The organism is Thiothrix eikelboomii (genome assembly GCF_900167255.1).
GTDB classification, from domain to species: Bacteria; Pseudomonadota; Gammaproteobacteria; order Thiotrichales; family Thiotrichaceae; genus Thiolinea; species Thiolinea eikelboomii.
Genome location: NZ_FUYB01000030.1, coordinates 1 through 18,585 on the forward strand (window position 1 = coordinate 1; position 18,585 = coordinate 18,585).

General features: G+C 49.0%; 16 protein-coding genes. 11 read left to right on the forward strand and 5 right to left on the reverse strand.

Features of this window, described 5'->3' with window-relative positions; all coding sequences use genetic code 11:
- From B5D50_RS18720 to B5D50_RS18755, 8 genes are all read left to right on the forward strand, one after another.
- On the forward strand, positions 1-522 hold a 522-nt coding region (locus B5D50_RS18720; protein WP_078922140.1), incomplete at its 5' end, for an IS607 family transposase.
- A complete protein-coding gene (locus B5D50_RS18725; RefSeq protein WP_078922124.1) occupies positions 519-1,727 on the forward strand; it encodes an RNA-guided endonuclease InsQ/TnpB family protein in 1,209 nt (402 codons plus the stop codon). The genes B5D50_RS18720 and B5D50_RS18725, both read left to right, overlap by 4 nt.
- A 135-nt stretch (positions 1,728-1,862) precedes the next feature.
- Entirely contained in the window at positions 1,863-2,789 is a 927-nt protein-coding gene (locus B5D50_RS20255; protein WP_159448683.1) for a cupredoxin domain-containing protein, read from the forward strand.
- Positions 2,790-2,917: 128 nt separating this feature from the next.
- The gene (locus B5D50_RS18735; protein WP_078924187.1) at positions 2,918-4,444 is read left to right on the forward strand and encodes a fumarate hydratase; all 1,527 of its coding nucleotides are present in this window, start codon (positions 2,918-2,920) and stop codon (positions 4,442-4,444) included.
- Positions 4,445-4,530: 86 nt separating this feature from the next.
- The gene (locus B5D50_RS18740) at positions 4,531-4,872 is read left to right on the forward strand and encodes a DUF1820 family protein (RefSeq protein WP_078924188.1); all 342 of its coding nucleotides are present in this window, start codon (positions 4,531-4,533) and stop codon (positions 4,870-4,872) included.
- A 73-nt stretch (positions 4,873-4,945) separates the two neighbouring features.
- Positions 4,946-5,554, forward strand: a complete 609-nt coding sequence (locus B5D50_RS18745) for a hypothetical protein (protein WP_078924189.1) — start codon at positions 4,946-4,948, stop codon at positions 5,552-5,554.
- Between the two features lie 71 nt (positions 5,555-5,625).
- Positions 5,626-8,220, forward strand: coding sequence for a leucine--tRNA ligase (gene leuS / locus B5D50_RS18750; protein ID WP_078924207.1), 2,595 nt, complete (start codon positions 5,626-5,628; stop codon positions 8,218-8,220).
- Positions 8,221-8,245: 25 nt separating this feature from the next.
- On the forward strand, positions 8,246-8,731 hold the full coding sequence (locus B5D50_RS18755) for an LPS-assembly lipoprotein LptE (protein WP_159448684.1): 486 nt from the start codon (positions 8,246-8,248) through the stop codon (positions 8,729-8,731).
- Here the strand turns inward: B5D50_RS18755 and recD are convergent.
- The 3 genes from recD to B5D50_RS18770 form a co-directional block, all read right to left on the reverse strand.
- Positions 8,728-10,446, reverse strand: a complete 1,719-nt coding sequence (gene recD, locus B5D50_RS18760; RefSeq protein ID WP_078924191.1) for an exodeoxyribonuclease V subunit alpha — start codon at positions 10,444-10,446, stop codon at positions 8,728-8,730. The genes B5D50_RS18755 and recD overlap by 4 nt on opposite strands.
- 113 nt (positions 10,447-10,559) lie before the next feature.
- Positions 10,560-11,705: a 23S rRNA (uracil(747)-C(5))-methyltransferase RlmC gene (gene rlmC / locus B5D50_RS18765; RefSeq protein ID WP_078924192.1), complete on the reverse strand. Its 1,146-nt coding sequence runs from the start codon at positions 11,703-11,705 to the stop codon at positions 10,560-10,562.
- Positions 11,706-12,833 carry an NAD(P)/FAD-dependent oxidoreductase gene (locus B5D50_RS18770; RefSeq protein WP_078924193.1) on the reverse strand — a complete coding sequence of 376 codons (1,128 nt, stop codon included), beginning with the start codon at positions 12,831-12,833 and terminating at the stop codon, positions 11,706-11,708. It lies immediately after the preceding gene.
- A gap of 134 nt (positions 12,834-12,967) precedes the next feature.
- Between B5D50_RS18770 and B5D50_RS18775 the strand changes: the two genes are divergently transcribed.
- Positions 12,968-14,341 (forward strand): L-serine ammonia-lyase, encoded by a 1,374-nt coding sequence (locus tag B5D50_RS18775; RefSeq protein ID WP_078924194.1) that lies wholly within the window; start codon positions 12,968-12,970, stop codon positions 14,339-14,341.
- On the opposite strand, the gene rtcR is transcribed toward B5D50_RS18775, so the two are convergent.
- The gene (gene rtcR, locus B5D50_RS18780; protein WP_078924195.1) at positions 14,328-15,935 is read right to left on the reverse strand and encodes an RNA repair transcriptional activator RtcR; all 1,608 of its coding nucleotides are present in this window, start codon (positions 15,933-15,935) and stop codon (positions 14,328-14,330) included. The genes B5D50_RS18775 and rtcR overlap by 14 nt on opposite strands.
- A gap of 50 nt (positions 15,936-15,985) precedes the next feature.
- A complete protein-coding gene (locus B5D50_RS18785) occupies positions 15,986-16,576 on the reverse strand; it encodes an HAD family hydrolase (RefSeq protein WP_078924196.1) in 591 nt (196 codons plus the stop codon).
- Between the two features lie 128 nt (positions 16,577-16,704).
- On the opposite strand from B5D50_RS18785, the gene B5D50_RS18790 reads away from it, so the two are divergent.
- Both B5D50_RS18790 and B5D50_RS18795 read left to right on the forward strand, forming a co-directional pair.
- On the forward strand, positions 16,705-17,199 hold the full coding sequence (locus tag B5D50_RS18790) for an SH3 domain-containing protein (RefSeq protein WP_078924197.1): 495 nt from the start codon (positions 16,705-16,707) through the stop codon (positions 17,197-17,199).
- Between the two features lie 156 nt (positions 17,200-17,355).
- Positions 17,356-18,585, forward strand: a complete 1,230-nt coding sequence (locus tag B5D50_RS18795) for an RtcB family protein (RefSeq protein ID WP_078924198.1) — start codon at positions 17,356-17,358, stop codon at positions 18,583-18,585.

Sequence of the window (18,585 nt, forward strand, 5' to 3'; positions counted from 1 at the left end):
ACCTCCGGCAAACACCGCCGTTATGATCTGTTGAAACTCAAGCCGGAACTGTTCCGTGCCAGCGAAGACAGCCGCAAAACACTTGCCTACGCCCGTGTATCCAGCCACGATCAGAAAGCCGACTTGGAACGCCAAAAGCAAGTGCTGGAATTGTATTGCGCCCAACAGGGCTGGACATTCGAGCTAATATCTGACCTTGGTTCAGGTATGAACTACTACAAAAAAGGGCTGAAACGCCTGCTCAATGAGATTCTGGCGGGGCATGTCGGGCGGCTAGTCATCACCCACAAAGACCGCCTGCTGCGGTTTGGGGCGGAACTAGTGTTTTCCATCTGTGAAGCGAAACACGTGGAAGTGGTGATCGTGAACAACGGCGAGGACACCGCTTTCGAGGAAGATTTGGCCACCGATGTGCTGGAAATCATCACGATTTTCTCAGCACGATTGTATGGCTCACGTTCGCGCAAAAACAAAAAGCTGCTGGACGGAGTAAAGCAAGCCGTGGAGGATGCGCGCACATGATCATCAGCCACAAAATCCGTCTTGACCCCAACAATAAACAAGCCACGTACTTTGCTAAGGCGGCGGGTACGGCGCGGTTTGCCTATAATTGGGCATTGGCAGAATGGCAAAGCCAATACGCGGCATGGAAAGACGACAACAGCCAGCCCAAACCCAACCAGATGGCGCTACGCCGCCAATTGAACGCTATCAAACGGGAACAATTCCCGTGGATGCTGGAAGTCACCAAAAATGCCCCACAAATGGCGATCATCCAACTGGGGCAAGCCTTCACAAACTTCTTTGCCGGACGTGCGAAGTACCCACGATTCAACAAGAAAGGCAAAAGCCGTGACAGTTTCACCCTCACCAACGACCAGTTCACCTTTGACGGTTGCCGCATTCGCATTCCCAGCCTTGGGTTAGTGCGGATGCGGGAGACGTTACGCTTTCCCGGTAAAATTCTCTCCGCCACGATTTCCCGCACCGCCGACCAGTGGTTCGCCAGTATCACCGTGGACACGCAAGACCACAATCACCTCCCGCCCGCCGAAAACCAAGGTGTGGTGGTAGGGGTGGATTTGGGCGTATCTGCACTGGCAACGCTGTCCACGGGCGAAGTAGTGGTCGGGGCGAAGCCGCACAAAGCCTTGCTTTCCCGCCTCAAACGGCTATCCCGCAGCCTGTCCCGCAAGACCAAAGGCAGCGCCAACCGCGCTAAAGCCCAAGCAAAACTGGCAAGACTTCACGCCCGCATTGCCAACATCCGCCAAGCCAGTTTGCACCCACTTACCACGGATTTGACCCGCCGTTTCCACACCCTCGGCATTGAAGATTTGAATGTGTCGGGCATGGTGAAAAACCGCCATTTATCCCGTGCCATCAGTGACATGGGATTTTTTGAGTTTCGGCGACAACTGGAATACAAGGCAGCCATGCGGGGTGCGGTGGTCGTGGTGGCAGACAGGTTCTTTGCCAGCAGCAAGACCTGTTCAGCGTGTGGTGAAAAGGTAGATAAACTCCCGCTATCCATCCGATCGTGGGAATGCCCGTGTTGTGGTGCAAGCCATGACCGAGATGTGAACGCGGCTATTAACTTAGCCCACTACGCCGTGAGTTACACGGTGTCTGCCTGTGGAGAGGATGGCTCTGGCTTGGCGCGCAAGCGACCCGCGAAACCAGCCCCTGTGAAGCAGGTATTCAACACCCAACCTACTTTTAGTTAGATAGAGGTAGGTTGGGATAGGTTTGAAATAACGGTCAATGTTAGTTAATTTGCAAAGTTTGTACTGAAGCTTTTAGATTGTTGTCATCTTAGTCTAAGATCAACGAATTCATTTTAAAAGCTAACGAGGATGGGTATGGATCAGCAAGTAAGTTTCTCCCGCCAGCATCTGGCAATGGCCTTGAAATACGGTGGGATCAGTTTTATCGCGGGTTCAGTGAGTCATGGTGTGTTTTCCGGGCAGCGTTCTTTGCTGACGGCGGGGATTGGGATTGTTGCTTTTATTCTAGGCATGTGGCTAGAAAATAAAGATAAGGGCGAACAGGGGGCAGTGCTGCTTAAATCCTTGGCGATAAGTACCCTGCTCGCGATTAGTTTAGGTTTATTTACAGGTAGTTTGCAGCATTTTCCTGATTCACCCAGCCGCAGCTTATGGGCGGTACCTTTAGGTTTTGCTGTTTCATTAGTGGCCTTAGTGTGGGTATCACAACAAACTTGGACTAACAGTATTCGCCGTTATGGCTTGGCATCGTTTGCAGTGGTATTAGTAGGATCTGGCTTAGCGTATCAATATTACTCTAAAAATCCTGTCGTTGTGCATGATCATGGGTCTGAGCAGATGGCAAGTACAACAGGTCACGAGCATGCAGCAGCGGGACATGCACATAATACTGAGACTGCGATTGGCCTACCCGGTAAGACTGAGGAGGTAGAGCGTATTGTCGTTGTCGATATGTCTGACACGATGCGCTTCAGCCCAGAAAATCTCCATGTTAAGCAAGGTGAAACAGTGCGTTTAGTGGTACGTAATACTGGCAAAATTCGTCACGAGCTAACCTTAGGTACGATCACTGATCTCAAAGAACATGCGGCCTTAATGCTTAAACACCCGAATATGCAACATACTGATCCGAATATGGTGCAAGTTGAACCGGGTGAAGTTAAAGAAGTGGTTTGGAAATTTAGCCAAGCAGGCGCAGTAGATTTCGCGTGCTTACAGCCCGGACACTTTGAAGCAGGTATGAAGGGTTTAGTACAGGTTTCACAGGATAATCTCCGCTAAACTGGCTTCGCTTTTGGGATTCAGCCGTAAAGCTGGATTCCCTCTGGTAAATAGCATAACCTTGTGCACCACACAAAAATAAATCACTACACCCGGTAAGCCAGATTGATTATCCGACGGAGGAAACCATGACTATCATCAAGCAAGCTGATGTGATCGCCAGTGTAGCCGATGCGCTGCAGTATATTTCTTACTACCACCCGAAAGATTTTGTCGATGCCATGTACGCTGCTTGGCAGCGTGAAGAGTCGCCTGCTGCCAAAGATGCGATCACGCAGATACTAGTCAATTCGCGGATGTGCGCTGAGGGCAAACGCCCTATTTGCCAAGATACAGGGATTGTCACTGTGTTTGTGAAGGTGGGGATGAATGTGCAATGGGAAGGTGAGATGAGTGTCACCGATATGATTAATGAAGGGGTACGCCAAGCTTATCTGTGGCCGGATAATGTGTTGCGTGCCTCGATTCTTGCTGATCCAGCCGGTGCACGTAAAAACACGAAAGATAATACCCCAGCGGTCATTCACTATGAAATTGTGTCGGGCGATACGGTGTCGATTGATGTCGCGGCCAAAGGGGGTGGCTCTGAGAATAAGTCAAAAATGGTAATGCTCAATCCTTCTGATAGCATCGTCGATTGGGTGTTAAAAACTATACCAACGATGGGCGCCGGTTGGTGTCCGCCGGGGATGCTAGGCATTGGTATCGGTGGTACAGCAGAAAAAGCCGCTTTAATGGCCAAAGAAGTGTTGATGGAACCCATTGACATTCAAGAGCTGATTGCGCGTGGGCCAAACAATCGGATTGAAGAATTACGTATTGAGCTCTATCGCAAAGTCAATGAGTTAGGCTTAGGTGCACAAGGCTTAGGCGGCTTAACCACGGTACTGGATGTGAAGATCATGGACTATCCGACGCATGCCGCTTCCTTGCCGGTGTGTATGATTCCAAACTGTGCTGCTACTCGTCATGCGCATTTTACCCTTGATGGCTCAGGCCCTGCGTTTCAAACGCCACCAAACCTCGATGATTGGCCAGCAATGACTTATGTCGCAGGAGAAAGCTCGCGGCGGGTGAATTTAGATACAGTGACTCCAGAGGAAGTGAAAACTTGGAAACCCGGCGAAGTGTTATTACTCTCTGGCAAAATGCTCACTGGGCGTGATGCTGCCCATAAGCGCATGGTGGATATGCTCAATAAGGGTGAGCCATTGCCGGTTGATCTTAAAGGGCGCTTTATTTACTACGTAGGCCCGGTTGATCCGGTGCGAGATGAAGTCGTAGGTCCTGCAGGTCCGACGACTGCGACTCGGATGGATAAGTTTACCCATCAGATTCTTGAGCAGACTGGCTTACTCGGGATGATTGGTAAATCAGAGCGTGGTCCGATTGCGATTGAAGCCATTCGAGAGTTTGGTGCGGTGTATTTAATGGCGGTCGGTGGTGCTGCTTATTTAGTTTCCAAAGCGATTGTGGGGTCAAAGACCCTCGCTTTTCCTGAGTTGGGGATGGAAGCGATTTATGAGTTCGAGGTCAAAGATATGCCCGTGACAGTTGCAGTCGATAGCCAAGGCGAATCCGTACACACCACAGGACCTGCGAAGTGGCATCAGATCATTGAACAGAAAATTGCCGTGCATTCGTTAAAAAGCTGACCGCTGCTATAAAATTTGATAGGCTAACTCTCATTTCGTCTCTTGTTCCTTGTTATAGAGCAAGAGATATTTTTTGAGGAAAAGCCTTGAGCAATTCACGTATTTACCGTATTTCTTTTGCTAACCATAATAAGATTTACGAAGTTTTCGCTAAGCAAGTCTATGAATCTGATTTATATGGCTTTATTGCGATTGAAGAGCTGGTCTTTGGCTCGCAAAGCGAATTAGTCATTGATCCGGCTGAGGAAAAGCTTAAATCAGAGTTCGCGGCGGTGAGCCGTACTTTTATCCCTTTGCATGCGATTATTCGGATTGATGAAGTCGAAAAGCCGGGTGTAAGCAAAATCCATGCTTTAGATGGGGGTAAAACCAGTAATGTTAGCCCCTTCGCCCGCCCGCGTTCTTCGGGGGATAAAAGCAGCGATTAAATGGCCAACAGAGCTTTAGGCTCTAAGCGGTGGGCAGCAGTTCTTCAATCGTTTATAGGGGAGCAATGCATTTATGTTTCGCTATTTTGTACTTTGGTTGGTCATTGGTTTGGCCGGCTGTGTTAGCCCCCAATATCAAACGGCTTATCGGTTTACTCCGCCACCTGCGGGTGCTGGCAAAGTTTGCCTGACACGTTGTGATGCCTCGCTCGCGCAATGTAAAAATCAATGTGCTGCTAAAACAAGTCAGTGCTTAGCAAAAGCACGCTCGCAAGCTCAAAGCGAATTACCGGTGTTGTTGGGGGCATGGGAGCGTGAGATCCTCGTTTGGGAAAAAGCGATGGATCGTTATGAAACGGAGTTGCGCTTTTGGGAAATGGAAATGCGTCAACGCCGTTTAATGTATGATTTGCAGCGTGATGTGCGGCCTTGTCGCCCCGGTGAGCGTCATTGCACGCGCTATCCCCATCGGCCTCATTTCGGTTATCCCCGTGCTTGGGATCGTCCTGAGTCGCCAGGCCCCGCCCCGAAGCGCCCAACTTTAGCCTCTGAAACTGCACGTATCCAAGCAGAAACTTGCCCTAATGACTGTGGTTGTGATGCCAATTACCGCCAATGCTATGCAAGTTGTGGCGGAAATGTGCAAGCTTATCAAGTTTGTATCAAGAATTGTGGCGGGTAGCTGGTAATCATGGGGTAAGCTTTGTATCCTTCGCGTTTTAGAATAGCTGGTTAGTCAAATTCATGAGCAGCATGCAGGAACAATATACCCCTAAAACGCTAGAGGCTGAGGTGCAGGCCTTTTGGGAAATCGCCCAATCATTTGAGGTCACCGAAGACCCAGATAAGCCGAAATACTATTGCTTATCCATGTTCCCTTATCCTAGCGGTGTGCTGCATATGGGGCATGTGCGCAATTATACGATTGGCGATGTGATTACGCGCTTCCAACGGATGCAGGGCAAAAATGTGCTGCAACCGATGGGGTGGGATGCCTTTGGTTTACCCGCCGAAAATGCCGCCATCCAAAATAAAACTGCCCCTGCGAAATGGACTTACCGCAATATTGATTATATGCGTAGTCAGCTCAAATCAATGGGCCTGGCGATTGATTGGACTCGTGAATTAGCTACCTGTAAACCGGATTATTATCGTTGGGAGCAGTGGTTCTTTACGCAGCTGTATGAAAAAGGCTTAGTTTATCGGAAGAAATCCACGGTGAATTGGGATCCGGTCGATCAAACCGTGCTAGCGAATGAGCAGGTGGTCGATGGACGGGGTTGGCGTTCGGGGGCTTTAGTTGAGCAGCGCGAGATTGATCAGTGGTTTTTAAAAATTACTGCTTATGCGGATGAATTGCTGGATGAATTGAATCAATTACCCGGCTGGCCTAGCCAAGTGCGTACCATGCAGGAAAACTGGATTGGACGTTCAGAAGGGGTAGAGCTGCAATTTGGCTTGGAAGGCAGTAAAGAAACCCTCAGTGTCTTTACTACTCGGCCTGATACTCTGATGGGGGTGACTTATGTTGCCGTCGCTGCACAACATCCACTGGCCTTGCGGGCGGCTGAAAACAATCCAGCACTAGCGGCTTTTATTGAAGAATGTAAGCTGGCCAAAGTGGCTGAAGCTGACATGGCCACTATGGAAAAGAAAGGCATGGCAACGGGCTTGATGGCTAGCCATCCGTTGACGGGTGAAGCTGTGCCGATTTGGGTCGCTAACTTTGTGCTGATGTCGTATGGGTCGGGTGCGGTAATGGCAGTGCCTGGGCATGATCAGCGTGATTGGGAGTTTGCGACTAAATATCAGTTGCCGATTCAACAGGTCATTACCCCTACAGATGGGCATGAGCTGGATATAAATCAAGCGGCCTTTACTGAAAAAGGCGTATTGGTGAATTCTGGGCGCTATGATGGCCTCAGCTCAGCGGAGGCTTTTAATGCAATTGCGGATGATTTAGCCGAGCAAGGACTAGGGCGGCGGCAGATTAATTATCGCTTACGGGATTGGGGAGTCTCTCGCCAACGTTATTGGGGTTGCCCGATTCCGATGATTTACTGTGATACTTGTGGTGTACAGGCGGTACCGGCTGCTGCTTTGCCCGTGCTCTTGCCAGAAGATGTCGAGTTTGATGAAACCGGTGGCTCTCCGCTTAAGAAAATGCCCTCCTTCTACGAGTGCACTTGCCCAAGTTGTAATCAACCCGCCCGCCGCGAAACCGATACTTTCGATACTTTTTTTGAGTCTTCTTGGTATTTTGCGCGTTACGCTTGTTTCGATAATGATCAAGCAATGCTCGATGAGCGGGCGAATTATTGGTTGCCCGTCGATCAATATATTGGTGGGATTGAGCATGCGATTCTACATTTATTGTATGCCCGTTTTTTCCATAAGTTGATGCGCGATCACGGCATGCTTGAGTCGGATGAGCCATTCACTAATTTGCTGACCCAAGGCATGGTCTTAGCCGATACTTTTTATCGTGAACCGGCTACAGGTGGCCAAGATTGGATTCCACCGAGTGAAGTCGAGATTCAGCGCGATGAGAAAGGAAGAATCACAGGCGCTACCCTAGCCAGCGATGGTCAGCCAGTGATTCACTCAGGCATGAGTAAAATGTCCAAGTCGAAAAAGAATGGCGTAGATCCACAAATGATGATTGATAAATACGGTGCAGATACTTTGCGCTTATTTTCAATGTTTGCAGCGCCACCTGATCAGAGTATGGAGTGGTCAGATTTCGGTGTTGAAGGTGCACAGCGCTTCTTACGACGCTTATGGAAACAAGTCTATGAGCATGTTGCCACTGGCTTAGTGGATAGTAGCACCGCCTATGGCAAACTCAGTTCTGAACAGCAGGATTTGCGCCGTAAATTGCATCAAAGCTTGCAGAAAGTCACCGATGATATGGGGCGGCGGTATACGTTTAATACCGCCATCGCTGCGAATATGGAGCTGATTAATGAAATTTCCCGTGCAGCGGATGAATCAGAGAATGGCCGTAAGCTGCGTCAGGAAATGTTAGAAACCATCGTTCTCATGCTGGCACCGGTTACACCGCATATTTGCCATGTCTTATGGCAAGCTTTAGGGCGTGAGGGGGCTTTAATTGATGCGCCTTGGCCAGAGGTGGATGAAAGCGCTTTAGTCCAGCATAGTTTAGAGCTGATTGTGCAAGTCAATGGCAAGGTGCGTGGCAAGGTTAAGGTGGCTGCTGATGCTACCGAAAGCGAAATTCAAGCAGCGGCTTTAAATACGGATAATGTAAAGCGTTTCCTTGAGGCTAGCACCATTGACAAGATTATTGTGGTCAAAGGGCGCTTAGTCAGTATCGTGGTCAAATAAGGTGCTTAACGCCAGTCTTAGACTTGTGATCATCCTGCTGCTAGCGGTGAAGCTGGCAGCTTGTGGTTTTCATTTAAGAACCGCAGAGTCTCCCTTGCTAGCACCCTTAAAAGACCAGCAAGTCTTCATCGAGGGCCTGGATACTCAGCAAGGTTTTGGGCAAAAGCTGATAGCTGCTTTACGCCAAGCCGGAGCCGAGCCAACCACGGCAGCCAAGCAAGCGAGTTTGAGGTTAAAGCTGACCCAGATCAATGAGGGTAAAACTGCAACGGCTTTTTCGGCGACCCGCCAGGTACGTGAATTTAATCATTTCCTCGATCTAAGTTTCACAGTGGAGTCGATGCTCCAAGCGGAGCGGTCGTTAACCTCTTCCGTGCATGTTGAGCGTAATCAAATCTATGACAGCCGTTATGTCTTAGGTGTGAGTGAGGAAGAGCGCAGTATTCAGGCTGAATTGCAAGCGGAAGCGGCGCGCTTATTAGCGTTGCGTTTAGCGGCTTTAGTGCCTTAGCGCGTTGCTAGCTGGGCTGCATACTCCGCGATCCGCCACCGCAAGCAAGAGGTCGTTGGTAAGGAACGCCTTACCGCCGCTAAGATCACAGCTTCCTTACCCATGAGGTCAATTTGGCGGCGGGCGCGAGTAATTCCGGTGTATAACAGCTCTCGCCCTAAGATTTTTGCTTCAGCATCTTCGGGTAGAACTAATAAAACCTGTTCAAATTCAGAACCCTGACTTTTATGGATAGTCATCGCCCAAGCGGTTTCATGTGCGGGCAAGCGCACCGGTGCAAAGGCACGGAAGCCGCCATTCGACTCTGGAAACCAGACCCGTATTTGCCCATTGGCATCGGCTAGGCTGAGGCCAATATCACCATTAAATAGCTGCTGACGATAATCGTTTTCAGTAATCATAATCGGTCGACCTGTAAACCAAGCGCCTTGAAAACGATTCGGTAAGACCCGTCGTAGCAGGAGGCTAAGCTGTTGATTAAGCTGCTCAGTACCCAATGAGCCTTTACGTAATGGGGTGAGGAGGCGGAATTGATTAAAAGCTGCAAATAGTGCAGGTAGTTGCTGTTGATCCTGTTGCCAAGCTCGTACTCCCGCTAAATAAGCTTGCCAAACCTGTTGAAAATAAGCACTGCTGATGGCTGGATTTTGATGCCAATCAACACCTTGAGGGGCTAAATGCAAAATCTCCGAAATAGCCTGCTCTTGTTGATCACGCACGGCTTTAGCGAGCTGGCCGATACCGCCATTGGCATCAAACCGCCAACTTTTTTCGAGCACGACAATATGCTGATTTAAGGGATGAGTCGACTGATCAAAACGACATAAATCACGGAAGATTGAACCCGTTTCCACGGAGGCTAATTGGTCGCGGTCACCTAATAAAATTAAACGCGCATCGGGGCGCACTGCCGCAAATAAATGGCTCATCAGCGAAATGTCAATCATCGAGGCTTCATCGACAATGACCACATCGGCAGGCAAGGGATAATCAGCATGATGACGAAAACCCACTTTGCCGGGAATATAGCCCAATAAGCGATGCAAGGTACTACCTTGCTCAGGGATTAGTTCGGCGAGTTCTGGGGTAAGCTGCAAATGAGTTTTTGCCTGTTGAATCGCTTCTTGCATGCGCATCGCCGCTTTACCCGTGGGGGCGGCTAATTTAATGCGCTGAGGATGAATTTTGAAATGCTCAATCAGAAGACACAGTAGGCGAGTGACTGTAGTTGTTTTACCGGTACCAGGCCCGCCGGAAATGATTAAGAAGGGCAAGCTGGCAGCCTGCTCGACGGCTTGTCTTTGCTGGTCACTAGTACTAGCCGGAAACCAAGTGTTGAGCGCAGTTTGCAAAGCGGTTTGATCAAGTGTCAAATTTAACCTTAAGCGCTTTAGAATATTTAAGGCTAAATGATGTTCATATTGCCAGTAACGATTGAGCCAGAGGTGGTTATTTTCGATGATGAGAGGGGCATACTCACCTGCATGGCCGATCACTGGGGATTTGAGGAGTTCAGCGAGTTCTGAAGGAGGGAGATTGGCAGGTAGTTTGGCTGCAATCAGACCTTGGCGTGTTGCTTGACTGGTATAAGCTACTAGCTCTGCCAGTTGTTGCTGTTGTGGTTCGCTTAAGGAGTAGTGCTCGTTTGCACAGAGGCGTAGTAACAAAGCAGCTAATTGCTGGTCAAGGAAGGAGCTATTATCCAGTGGTGGCATACAGGGCTAATCAAGGCTTAATAGAAGGGCTTAGGGTAGCAAATTAATAGAGGATCTGTCCTAGTGGAATGCATCCAATCATTGATCGAAGTCTATGCGAAGATGACGGATCACTAAAATGCTGCCCTCAATAGCAAAACTAGGGTTTCAAAATGTATTGTATGCACAAACATGTCAAATAATTGAATGCGCTGAATTTTATAATTTTTAAGTGCTTGTAAATCTTGGCTCAGCGTTAAGGCATTACAACTTGAGTAAAGAATGGCAGGTGGATTTAACAGGGTTAATTGCGCACATAAATCGACACCTAAGCCACGCCGTGGTGGGTTAACGATCACTAAATCAGGTGCGGCCACCGATTGTTCGCTCCAATGATGAGAGTCGAGTGCTCGAAAGTCGATCTGCTTGAGACCCAGAATCTGAGCGGAAGCACGGGCACAAGCAATCGCTTCGGCTTCAATTTCAATCCCTGTTAGTGCAGTGTCAGGCTGAGTACAATGCAAGCCAAACCCACCTACACCACAAAATAAATCCCAAATGCTGTTAGGCGCTAAACTTTGGGTCCAAGTTTGGGCGGTTTGATACAGTTTGGCGGCAATCATCGGATTAGTCTGGAAAAAGCTTTTCGGGCGAATATATAAGGGAACTTGATTAAATTCCTCAAGTAAGCGTGTTTCAGTAGTTAAAAAGATTTCTTGTTCGCCCTCTAAGACTGCCATGTGTATCGGTTGAATATTCGCCGAGACGACGCGAATATTCGGATAATCCGCTAATAATAAAGGCAGGCTAGCCTGAATCCGTGCTAATGCTTGTTCGCTGCGCAATACCAAGCGCAGCATATACGCATCCTGCGCTTGGCTATGGGTTAAGAGGATATATTTTAATTCACCTTTGGCTTTATCCACCCGATAAGGCGGTATGCCTGCTTGCTGAATCCAATGCTCTAAGCGTTTTAAGAGAGCTTGCATCGGCGGCGGATAGAGTAAGCAATCAGTCAAGCTCACAGCTTGGCCATTTGGACTGACAATGCCTAAGATCGGTGCATGGGCAGCCCCTAAGGCGACCATTTTCGCTTTATTCCGAAAGCCTTGTGGTGGGCTAGCGATCGGCTCACACCACTCAGCCACCCTACAGTCAGCGAATAAGCGTTTTAATTCAGCTTGCTTAGCCGCTAATTGCATGGCATAGGGCTGTTCAATCCAACGACAAGACAAACAACGCTGAGCTTGAAAATGTGGGCAAATAACTTCGGCTTGCACTTAACGATACTGCCGCAGATACCACCATTCAAATCCGCGCTTAGCCCAATGCATGGCTTTGTTGGCAGGCAGTACCGTATTTTTATGTTCAGTGCGGCTCACAAATAAGCCCTTATCACAAGAGTCAACAATACACATTAATTCAATCTTAAAACTAGCATCAGCAGTCTGCCCACTCAGTTCGGCGACTAGGTTTTTAGCCGCACATTCAGCCTGCAAATCGGCCATGTGTGCTTGTTTGGGCATCCAGTCGGGGCCTGGGAAACTACCAGAATCGCCAGCGACATACACCGCCTCCAGTCCTTCGACTTTGCAATGTTGATTAGCTTGGACTAAGCCGCCTGCAGAGCGTGGAAGTGGGCTGTGATCGAACCACAGATTCCCTGTCATTCCGGGCATAAACAGAATCAAATCAGCGTCAAATTCACCGCCTTCAGTTTTAACTTTATTCGCCTCAAAGCCCACCATTTTATGACCCAGATGGGTGGTGATGTCCCGTTTGGCCATTTCATTCATCAGCCCTTGCACTGCATTTTCGCCTAAGCGATTGCCCGGTTTAGCGGCTGGACTAAAGAAAATCATTTTGAAATGTTCACGGCGTCCTTGTTGCCGCAATAGGGTATCTGTACCGAATAAGAATTCAAACATCGGTCCCCCACGCATGGCACTCGGTTCATTGGGATTGCCCGCAAAGCCCATTGCAATAGTACCGCCTTGCATGGCTTGCAAACGATCCCGGATTTGCTCGGCCGCTGTAATCCCTTCACACGGCGTAATCGCATGTTCAATCCCTGGCAATTTTTTAATAAAACGCCCGCCAGAAGCAATAATTAGGCCCTGATTGCTGACCGTACCTTGATCGGTTTCCACTGTTCTACCGTCATCGCTTAAACCCGTTACGGTCGCTTGTACAAACTTGACCTGCATGCGCTTGAAAAAATTATCTAAAGGAATCAGGATGTCTTCACGTTTGCGTAAGCCGGAAGGAATCCAAATGAGGCTAGGTAAATATTGCAGCTCAGCGCGTGGGGCGATCAGGGTGATCTCTAGATCTTGCTCTAATTTACGTAATTGACGCACGGCGGTCAGACCTGCAAAGCCAGCACCAATAATAGTAATTTTTTTCATCCGATTTCCTCTCAATCCATGTCGCAAGCCTATTGACTGACTAGTCAATAGATGTGATAAAGAAACTTAGCGCCTCAGTTTAACTGATTTGGCGTCGCTTTTAAAAAGTCAGCGTGCATTACAGGTTAAGCTCTATGGCAATTAGTGTCTTTGATATTTTCAAAATTGGGATTGGTCCATCTAGCTCGCATACTGTAGGGCCGATGCGGGCGGCTAATTATTTTCTTCATCGTCTACGCGAGCGCGGTTTATTCCAGCAAGTGACCCGCATCCAAGCTGAGCTATATGGCTCACTAGGCGCGACAGGTAAAGGGCATGGTTCAGATAAAGCCGTCCTCTTAGGTTTAGAAAGCAGCGAACCCGAAACCGTGGATACGCAACACATTCCACAGCGGATGCAGGTGATTCTGGATCAACAGGTGCTGAAGCTTGGCGGTGAGCGCCCGATTAGTTTTAATTACGCGACCGATTTGATTTTTCATCGGCGCAAGTCTTTACCCTTTCATCCGAATGGGATGATTTTTCATGCTTTTGCTGCCGATGGTCGTTGCTTGCAAACCAATACCTATTATTCGGTTGGTGGTGGCTTTGTGGTTAATCCCGATCATGCAGACGAGCCTATCGTCGCTGACAAAACCGTCCAGCCCTATCCTTTCAAAACGGGCAAAGAATTATTAGCGCTGTGTAGCGAACAGGGTTATTCAGTCAGCCAATTGATGTTGCTTAATGAACAAGCTTGGCGTAGCGAAGCAGAGATTCGTGCTGGACTGTTACAGATTTGGAGGGTGATGCAAGACTGTGTAGAGCAGGGCTGCCACACCGAAGGGATTTTACCCGGAGGTCTAAAGGTGAAGCGGCGAGCGGCACCACTGTGTCGCAAGCTCCAACACGATCATACCCTTGATGCAGCGCCCTTAGGGACGATGGATTGGGTGAATCTGTTTGCGCTGGCTGTGAATGAGGAAAATGCGGCGGGTGGGCGAGTGGTGACTGCGCCTACCAATGGAGCAGCAGGCGTGATTCCAGCGGTGATGCATTATTACTGGCGCTTTGTACAGGGTGCTAATGAGGATGGTATTGTGCGTTTCCTGTTAACAGCAGGGGCGATTGCGATTCTGTATAAAGAAAATGCTTCGATTTCAGGGGCTGAGGTCGGTTGCCAAGGTGAGGTCGGCTCGGCTTGCTCAATGGCCGCAGGTGCGTTAACTGAAGTCTTAGGTGGCACGCCTGAACAAGTCGAAAATGCCGCTGAAATTGGCATGGAGCATAATTTAGGACTAACTTGTGATCCGATTGGCGGCTTAGTCCAAGTACCTTGTATTGAGCGTAATGCGATGGGGGCGGTCAAAGCGATTAATGCTTCACGCATGGCTTTACGTGGGGATGGTTCGCATTATGTGTCCTTAGATAAAGTGATTAAGACTATGCGCGAAACGGGTTTAGATATGAAAACTAAATATAAAGAGACTGCTCGAGGTGGTTTGGCGGTGAATATTATTGAGTGTTAATCATGCCTTGGGTTTGCTCAAAGGTCAGCCCGAATTTTTGCAAATAAATGCGTAAGCGGTGTGAGTCATTTTGACTACTACGTTGCAGGCGACTCTTATCGAATAGCTTGCGACCCGCATCGGCTAGACTCTTACTCGTTTGGCACACCCGTAATACTTCCACTAACTGGATTTGGTCAAAGTAATCGGTATGGGCTAATACCTCGGCTGATACCAAACTTTGTAATAATTCCGTCGCTTGCCTCGGCTCTTGAGGTTGGAAGCTACGCCAATCATGACTGAGGCGCTGAATTTCATCTGCAACGAGCGTTTCAGTGATGCGTCCACCTTGAGCCAAGGTTGCCATCCGAGTCACACTGGAATTGAGGTCGCGGAAATTAGCCCGCCAAAGTGCCGCTACCGAATGCGCAAAGCTGAGATAATGTTCACGTGCTGCTTGATTAAAACTGACTTTATGCCCAATCTTATGGGCGAATTGTTGCAACTCATAATCAAGATTCGGCTCGAAGTCTTCAATACGTTGTTTGAGGCTCGGTAGTCGGTAAGTCCACAAATTGATCCGCGCTAATAAATCTTCACGGAATTCACCCGCCGTGACGGCTGCAAATAAATCACGGTTCGTACCCGCAATCAGCTGGAAGTCGCTAGTCACGGCTTGGTCGCTACCAAAGGGAGTAAAAACCTTCTCTTCAATCGCACGTAGTAGCATGGCTTGCTCATCAAGACCGAGTTCACCGATTTCATCTAGAAACAATAAACCTCGATGAGCCTCGCGCAACAGGCCATTGCGTGGAGTGAGAGCACCCGTGAATGCACCTTTCACATGTCCAAATAGCGCCGACATTGCATTATCCCCGCGCAAGGTCGCACAGTTGACCTCGACCAATTCACCACTGATTTGCCCGCGCTGTTTTTTTAAAGCAAAGATCCGCTTAGCCAACTGTGATTTGCCAACGCCAGTCGCTCCGGTCAATAAAATCGGTGCTGCGGAACGAATCGAGACTTGTTCCAGTTGCTCGATTAAATGATTGAAGGCTCGATTGCGTGTTGCGATGCCCCCTTTCAGATAACTAATTCCTTCTTGAGCTTCTTTGGCAAAGCGGGAGGCGATTTGGTCATAACGGGATAAATCTAGATCAATCAGATGATAAGAGCCTTGTACTCCCGCTTTGCTCGGTGCGGTTTGAAGCAGTTTGGCAGGGATATAATTCGCCTCTGTCAGCAGGAATAAGCAGATCTGCGCGACATGTGTGCCCGTGGTGATATGCACATAATAATTTGTGGTTTCAGGTTCAAAAGGGTAGTGCTGAGCGAATTTATACAATTCACTATAAACTGCCTGAAAATCCCAAGGGTCGGCATATTCGACTAAATAATTATGTACTCGCGTAGTCGGGCTAAGCTCGTGCATGTCGTGCATCGTTAAAGCGGCTAGCTCCTGTTCAGCGGCTTGGTGTAGCAACACGAATTCATCCACCGGAAACTGTGGATGCATCAATAAGCTCATGGATGGTCGCCAATGATGCCAGCGCCGTTTGCCTAAGCCTTGATGATCAAGGCGTGTGCCAAGAATACCGATCACGGTGGTTTTCATAATTGCTGCTAAGTTTTATCCATTGCTTGAAGCGTAGCGAGTTTAAGCAGCTAAGCCAATAACTCCACTAAGCTCTGTACACACCAATCCGCATACGCCCGATCAGGAAACTGAGCACTAGGGTCAAGATAGACGGTAGCAGTGCCAGCAGCCCGTCCGGCTTGTAGATCATAAACAAAATCACCGACCATCACGGCTTCATGGGGTTGTGCTTGCCATTGGGCTAATAAGCGTTGAATCCCTGCCGGATGCGGTTTGGGTGGGGCGCAATCACGGCTGATTAAATCCGCTGCTGTAAAATACTGAGCTAAACCGGCGGCTTGCAAAGTGACTTGAGTATTCAGAGCGCTATTGCGCGTCAACAGGCCTATTTGTATCCCTTGGGCTGTTAAAGCCTGTAAGAGTGGTTCAGCACCGATGGCGGCTTGAGCGGTTTGGGCGATTTCTAGCTCCATCGCTTGTAAGCGAGCATAAAGCGGTGCAGCTTGTGTACTCGGTAGTGCTGCTAGGCTTTCAAGGATGGTTTGATTTTCAGGCAAACCCAGTGCCATCCGCATCGCTTGAAAATTATGTTGAGCCAGAGTCAGCGTACCATCCATATCAAAAATCCAATAGCGGCGCGCAAATAAAGGGTGGGGCATAGAGGTTTCCGGTTATTGAGCAATAGGTCAGAATTTGAATTGTAATTCTTTGTCAAATAGGCAGCAGTGTCTACACAATCTTGCTAAAGGTAAAGACACCAGCGTGTTCGTTTAATCAGGAGGATGATATGCAACAACATTTATTAATAATGATTGCCTGCTTGTTTAGCCTTAATGGTACTGAGGTTCAAGCCTTTACCGGACCCACTACTTATGCGGTAGTTTGGGTAAAGAGCACCGATAGTTTGCGTTTACGTGCAGGGCCCGCAACTCGCTATAAGATTCTGAAAAATATCCCATTCAATGCAATTCATGTGAAAAACCTTGGTGAGCGTACTCGTTCCGATTGGTGCAAAGTGCAATACCTTGGCGTGCAAGGCTGGTCAGCTTGTAAATATTTGGGCGAATCCTCTGGGGCGCGCTATTACTCGGCGCATGGCTATACAGCTACCTTGAAGTTTTATCAGCAGGCCAGTCACAACAGCGCAATTGCAGGGAGTTTGCCCGAATATGCCACTGGAATTGAAGGCTTAGATGCTTGCACAACAACTTGGTGTCGGATTCGTTACGACGGTAGATCGGGTTGGGTAGAGCGCCAGTATTTGGCAAGTTGGCAGTTTTAAATCTATCTAAATAAATAATATATTAATTTTTAAGATATAAATTATCTTAGCCAAATGCTTACTTATGAAAATAAATTCAAGTTAAACAATTAGTTAATTAGCTTGGCATGCTACCTGCAATACAGTTATCACTTTCAATTTAAGGAGCTAAGGCAGATGACTATTACGGGTAACTATGAAGTGTTATACGAGCACGACCAAACACCGATTAAAGCTTGGATCAAAGGCGTGCCTTTCGACGACAACTCCAAACAGCAATTGCTGAACCTTGCCAAGATGCCCTTCCTTCATCAATGGATTGCAGTAATGCCGGATGTGCATTTAGGTAAAGGCGCAACCATTGGCAGCGTGATTCCGACCGTGGGAGCGATTATTCCGGCGGCGGTGGGCGTGGATTTGGGCTGTGGAATGATGGCGGCGAAAACCACCTTGACCGCCGCCGATTTGCCTGATTCCTTGGAGGCGATGCGTAGCAAGATCGAGCAAATTGTTCCGCATGGGCGCGTGGCGACTCGCGGTAAACGCGATACCGGCAGTTGGGGTGATCCGCCAACGGACGTGCTGGATAAATGGCTGGGGTTGAGCGCGGGTTTCCAGCGCTTGTGCGAGAAGCATCCGTTCCTGAAAAACACCAATAACTTGAAGCATTTGGGGACGCTGGGTACGGGCAACCATTTCATCGAGGTGTGTCTGGATGAAACCCAAACCGTGTGGGTGATGTTGCACAGCGGGTCACGCGGGGTGGGCAACGCCATCGGTACGCACTTTATCGAGCAGGCGAAAAAGGACATGGAACGCTATTTTATCCACCTGCCGGATAAGGATTTGGCGTACATTCCCGAAGGTAGCCCGCATTTCCGCGACTACGTGGAAGCGGTGGCGTGGGCGCAGGATTTCGCACAAGCCAACCGCGAGCTGATGATGGCGCGTACTTTGCAGGCGATCCGCGAGGTGTTGCCGATCCCGTTCACGGCGGATGTGGAGGCGGTGAATTGCCACCACAACTACATCAGCCGCGAGCACCATTACGGCAAGGATGTGTGGGTGACGCGCAAAGGCGCGGTGAGTGCGCAAAAAGGTCAGCTGGGGATTATTCCGGGCAGCATGGGGGCGAAATCCTTCATCGTTCGGGGCTTGGGTAATGCCGAAAGTTTTTGCAGTTGCAGCCACGGCGCGGGGCGCGTGATGTCGCGTACTGAGGCGAAACGCCGCGTGTCGCTGGAGGAGCATAAACGTGCTGTTGCTGGGGTGGAATGCCGTGTGGATGAGGCCGTGATTGATGAAACGCCATCGGCTTACAAGCCGATTGATAAGGTGATGGCGGCGCAAAGCGATTTGGTGGAAGTGCTGCATACGCTGAAGCAGGTGGTGTGTGTGAAGGGGTGA

Coding starts and splice junctions, on each gene's coding strand:
- B5D50_RS18790 (WP_078924197.1), top strand. CDS start 16,705: ATGCAACAACATTTATTAATAATGATTGCCTGCTTGTTTAGCCTTAAT.
- B5D50_RS18735 (WP_078924187.1), top strand. CDS start 2,918: ATGACTATCATCAAGCAAGCTGATGTGATCGCCAGTGTAGCCGATGCG.
- B5D50_RS20255 (WP_159448683.1), top strand. CDS start 1,863: ATGGATCAGCAAGTAAGTTTCTCCCGCCAGCATCTGGCAATGGCCTTG.
- B5D50_RS18795 (WP_078924198.1), top strand. CDS start 17,356: ATGACTATTACGGGTAACTATGAAGTGTTATACGAGCACGACCAAACA.
- recD (WP_078924191.1), bottom strand. CDS start 10,446: ATGCCACCACTGGATAATAGCTCCTTCCTTGACCAGCAATTAGCTGCT.
- B5D50_RS18725 (WP_078922124.1), top strand. CDS start 519: ATGATCATCAGCCACAAAATCCGTCTTGACCCCAACAATAAACAAGCC.
- B5D50_RS18785 (WP_078924196.1), bottom strand. CDS start 16,576: ATGCCCCACCCTTTATTTGCGCGCCGCTATTGGATTTTTGATATGGAT.
- B5D50_RS18770 (WP_078924193.1), bottom strand. CDS start 12,833: ATGAAAAAAATTACTATTATTGGTGCTGGCTTTGCAGGTCTGACCGCC.
- rtcR (WP_078924195.1), bottom strand. CDS start 15,935: ATGAAAACCACCGTGATCGGTATTCTTGGCACACGCCTTGATCATCAA.
- leuS (WP_078924207.1), top strand. CDS start 5,626: ATGCAGGAACAATATACCCCTAAAACGCTAGAGGCTGAGGTGCAGGCC.
- B5D50_RS18775 (WP_078924194.1), top strand. CDS start 12,968: ATGGCAATTAGTGTCTTTGATATTTTCAAAATTGGGATTGGTCCATCT.
- B5D50_RS18745 (WP_078924189.1), top strand. CDS start 4,946: ATGTTTCGCTATTTTGTACTTTGGTTGGTCATTGGTTTGGCCGGCTGT.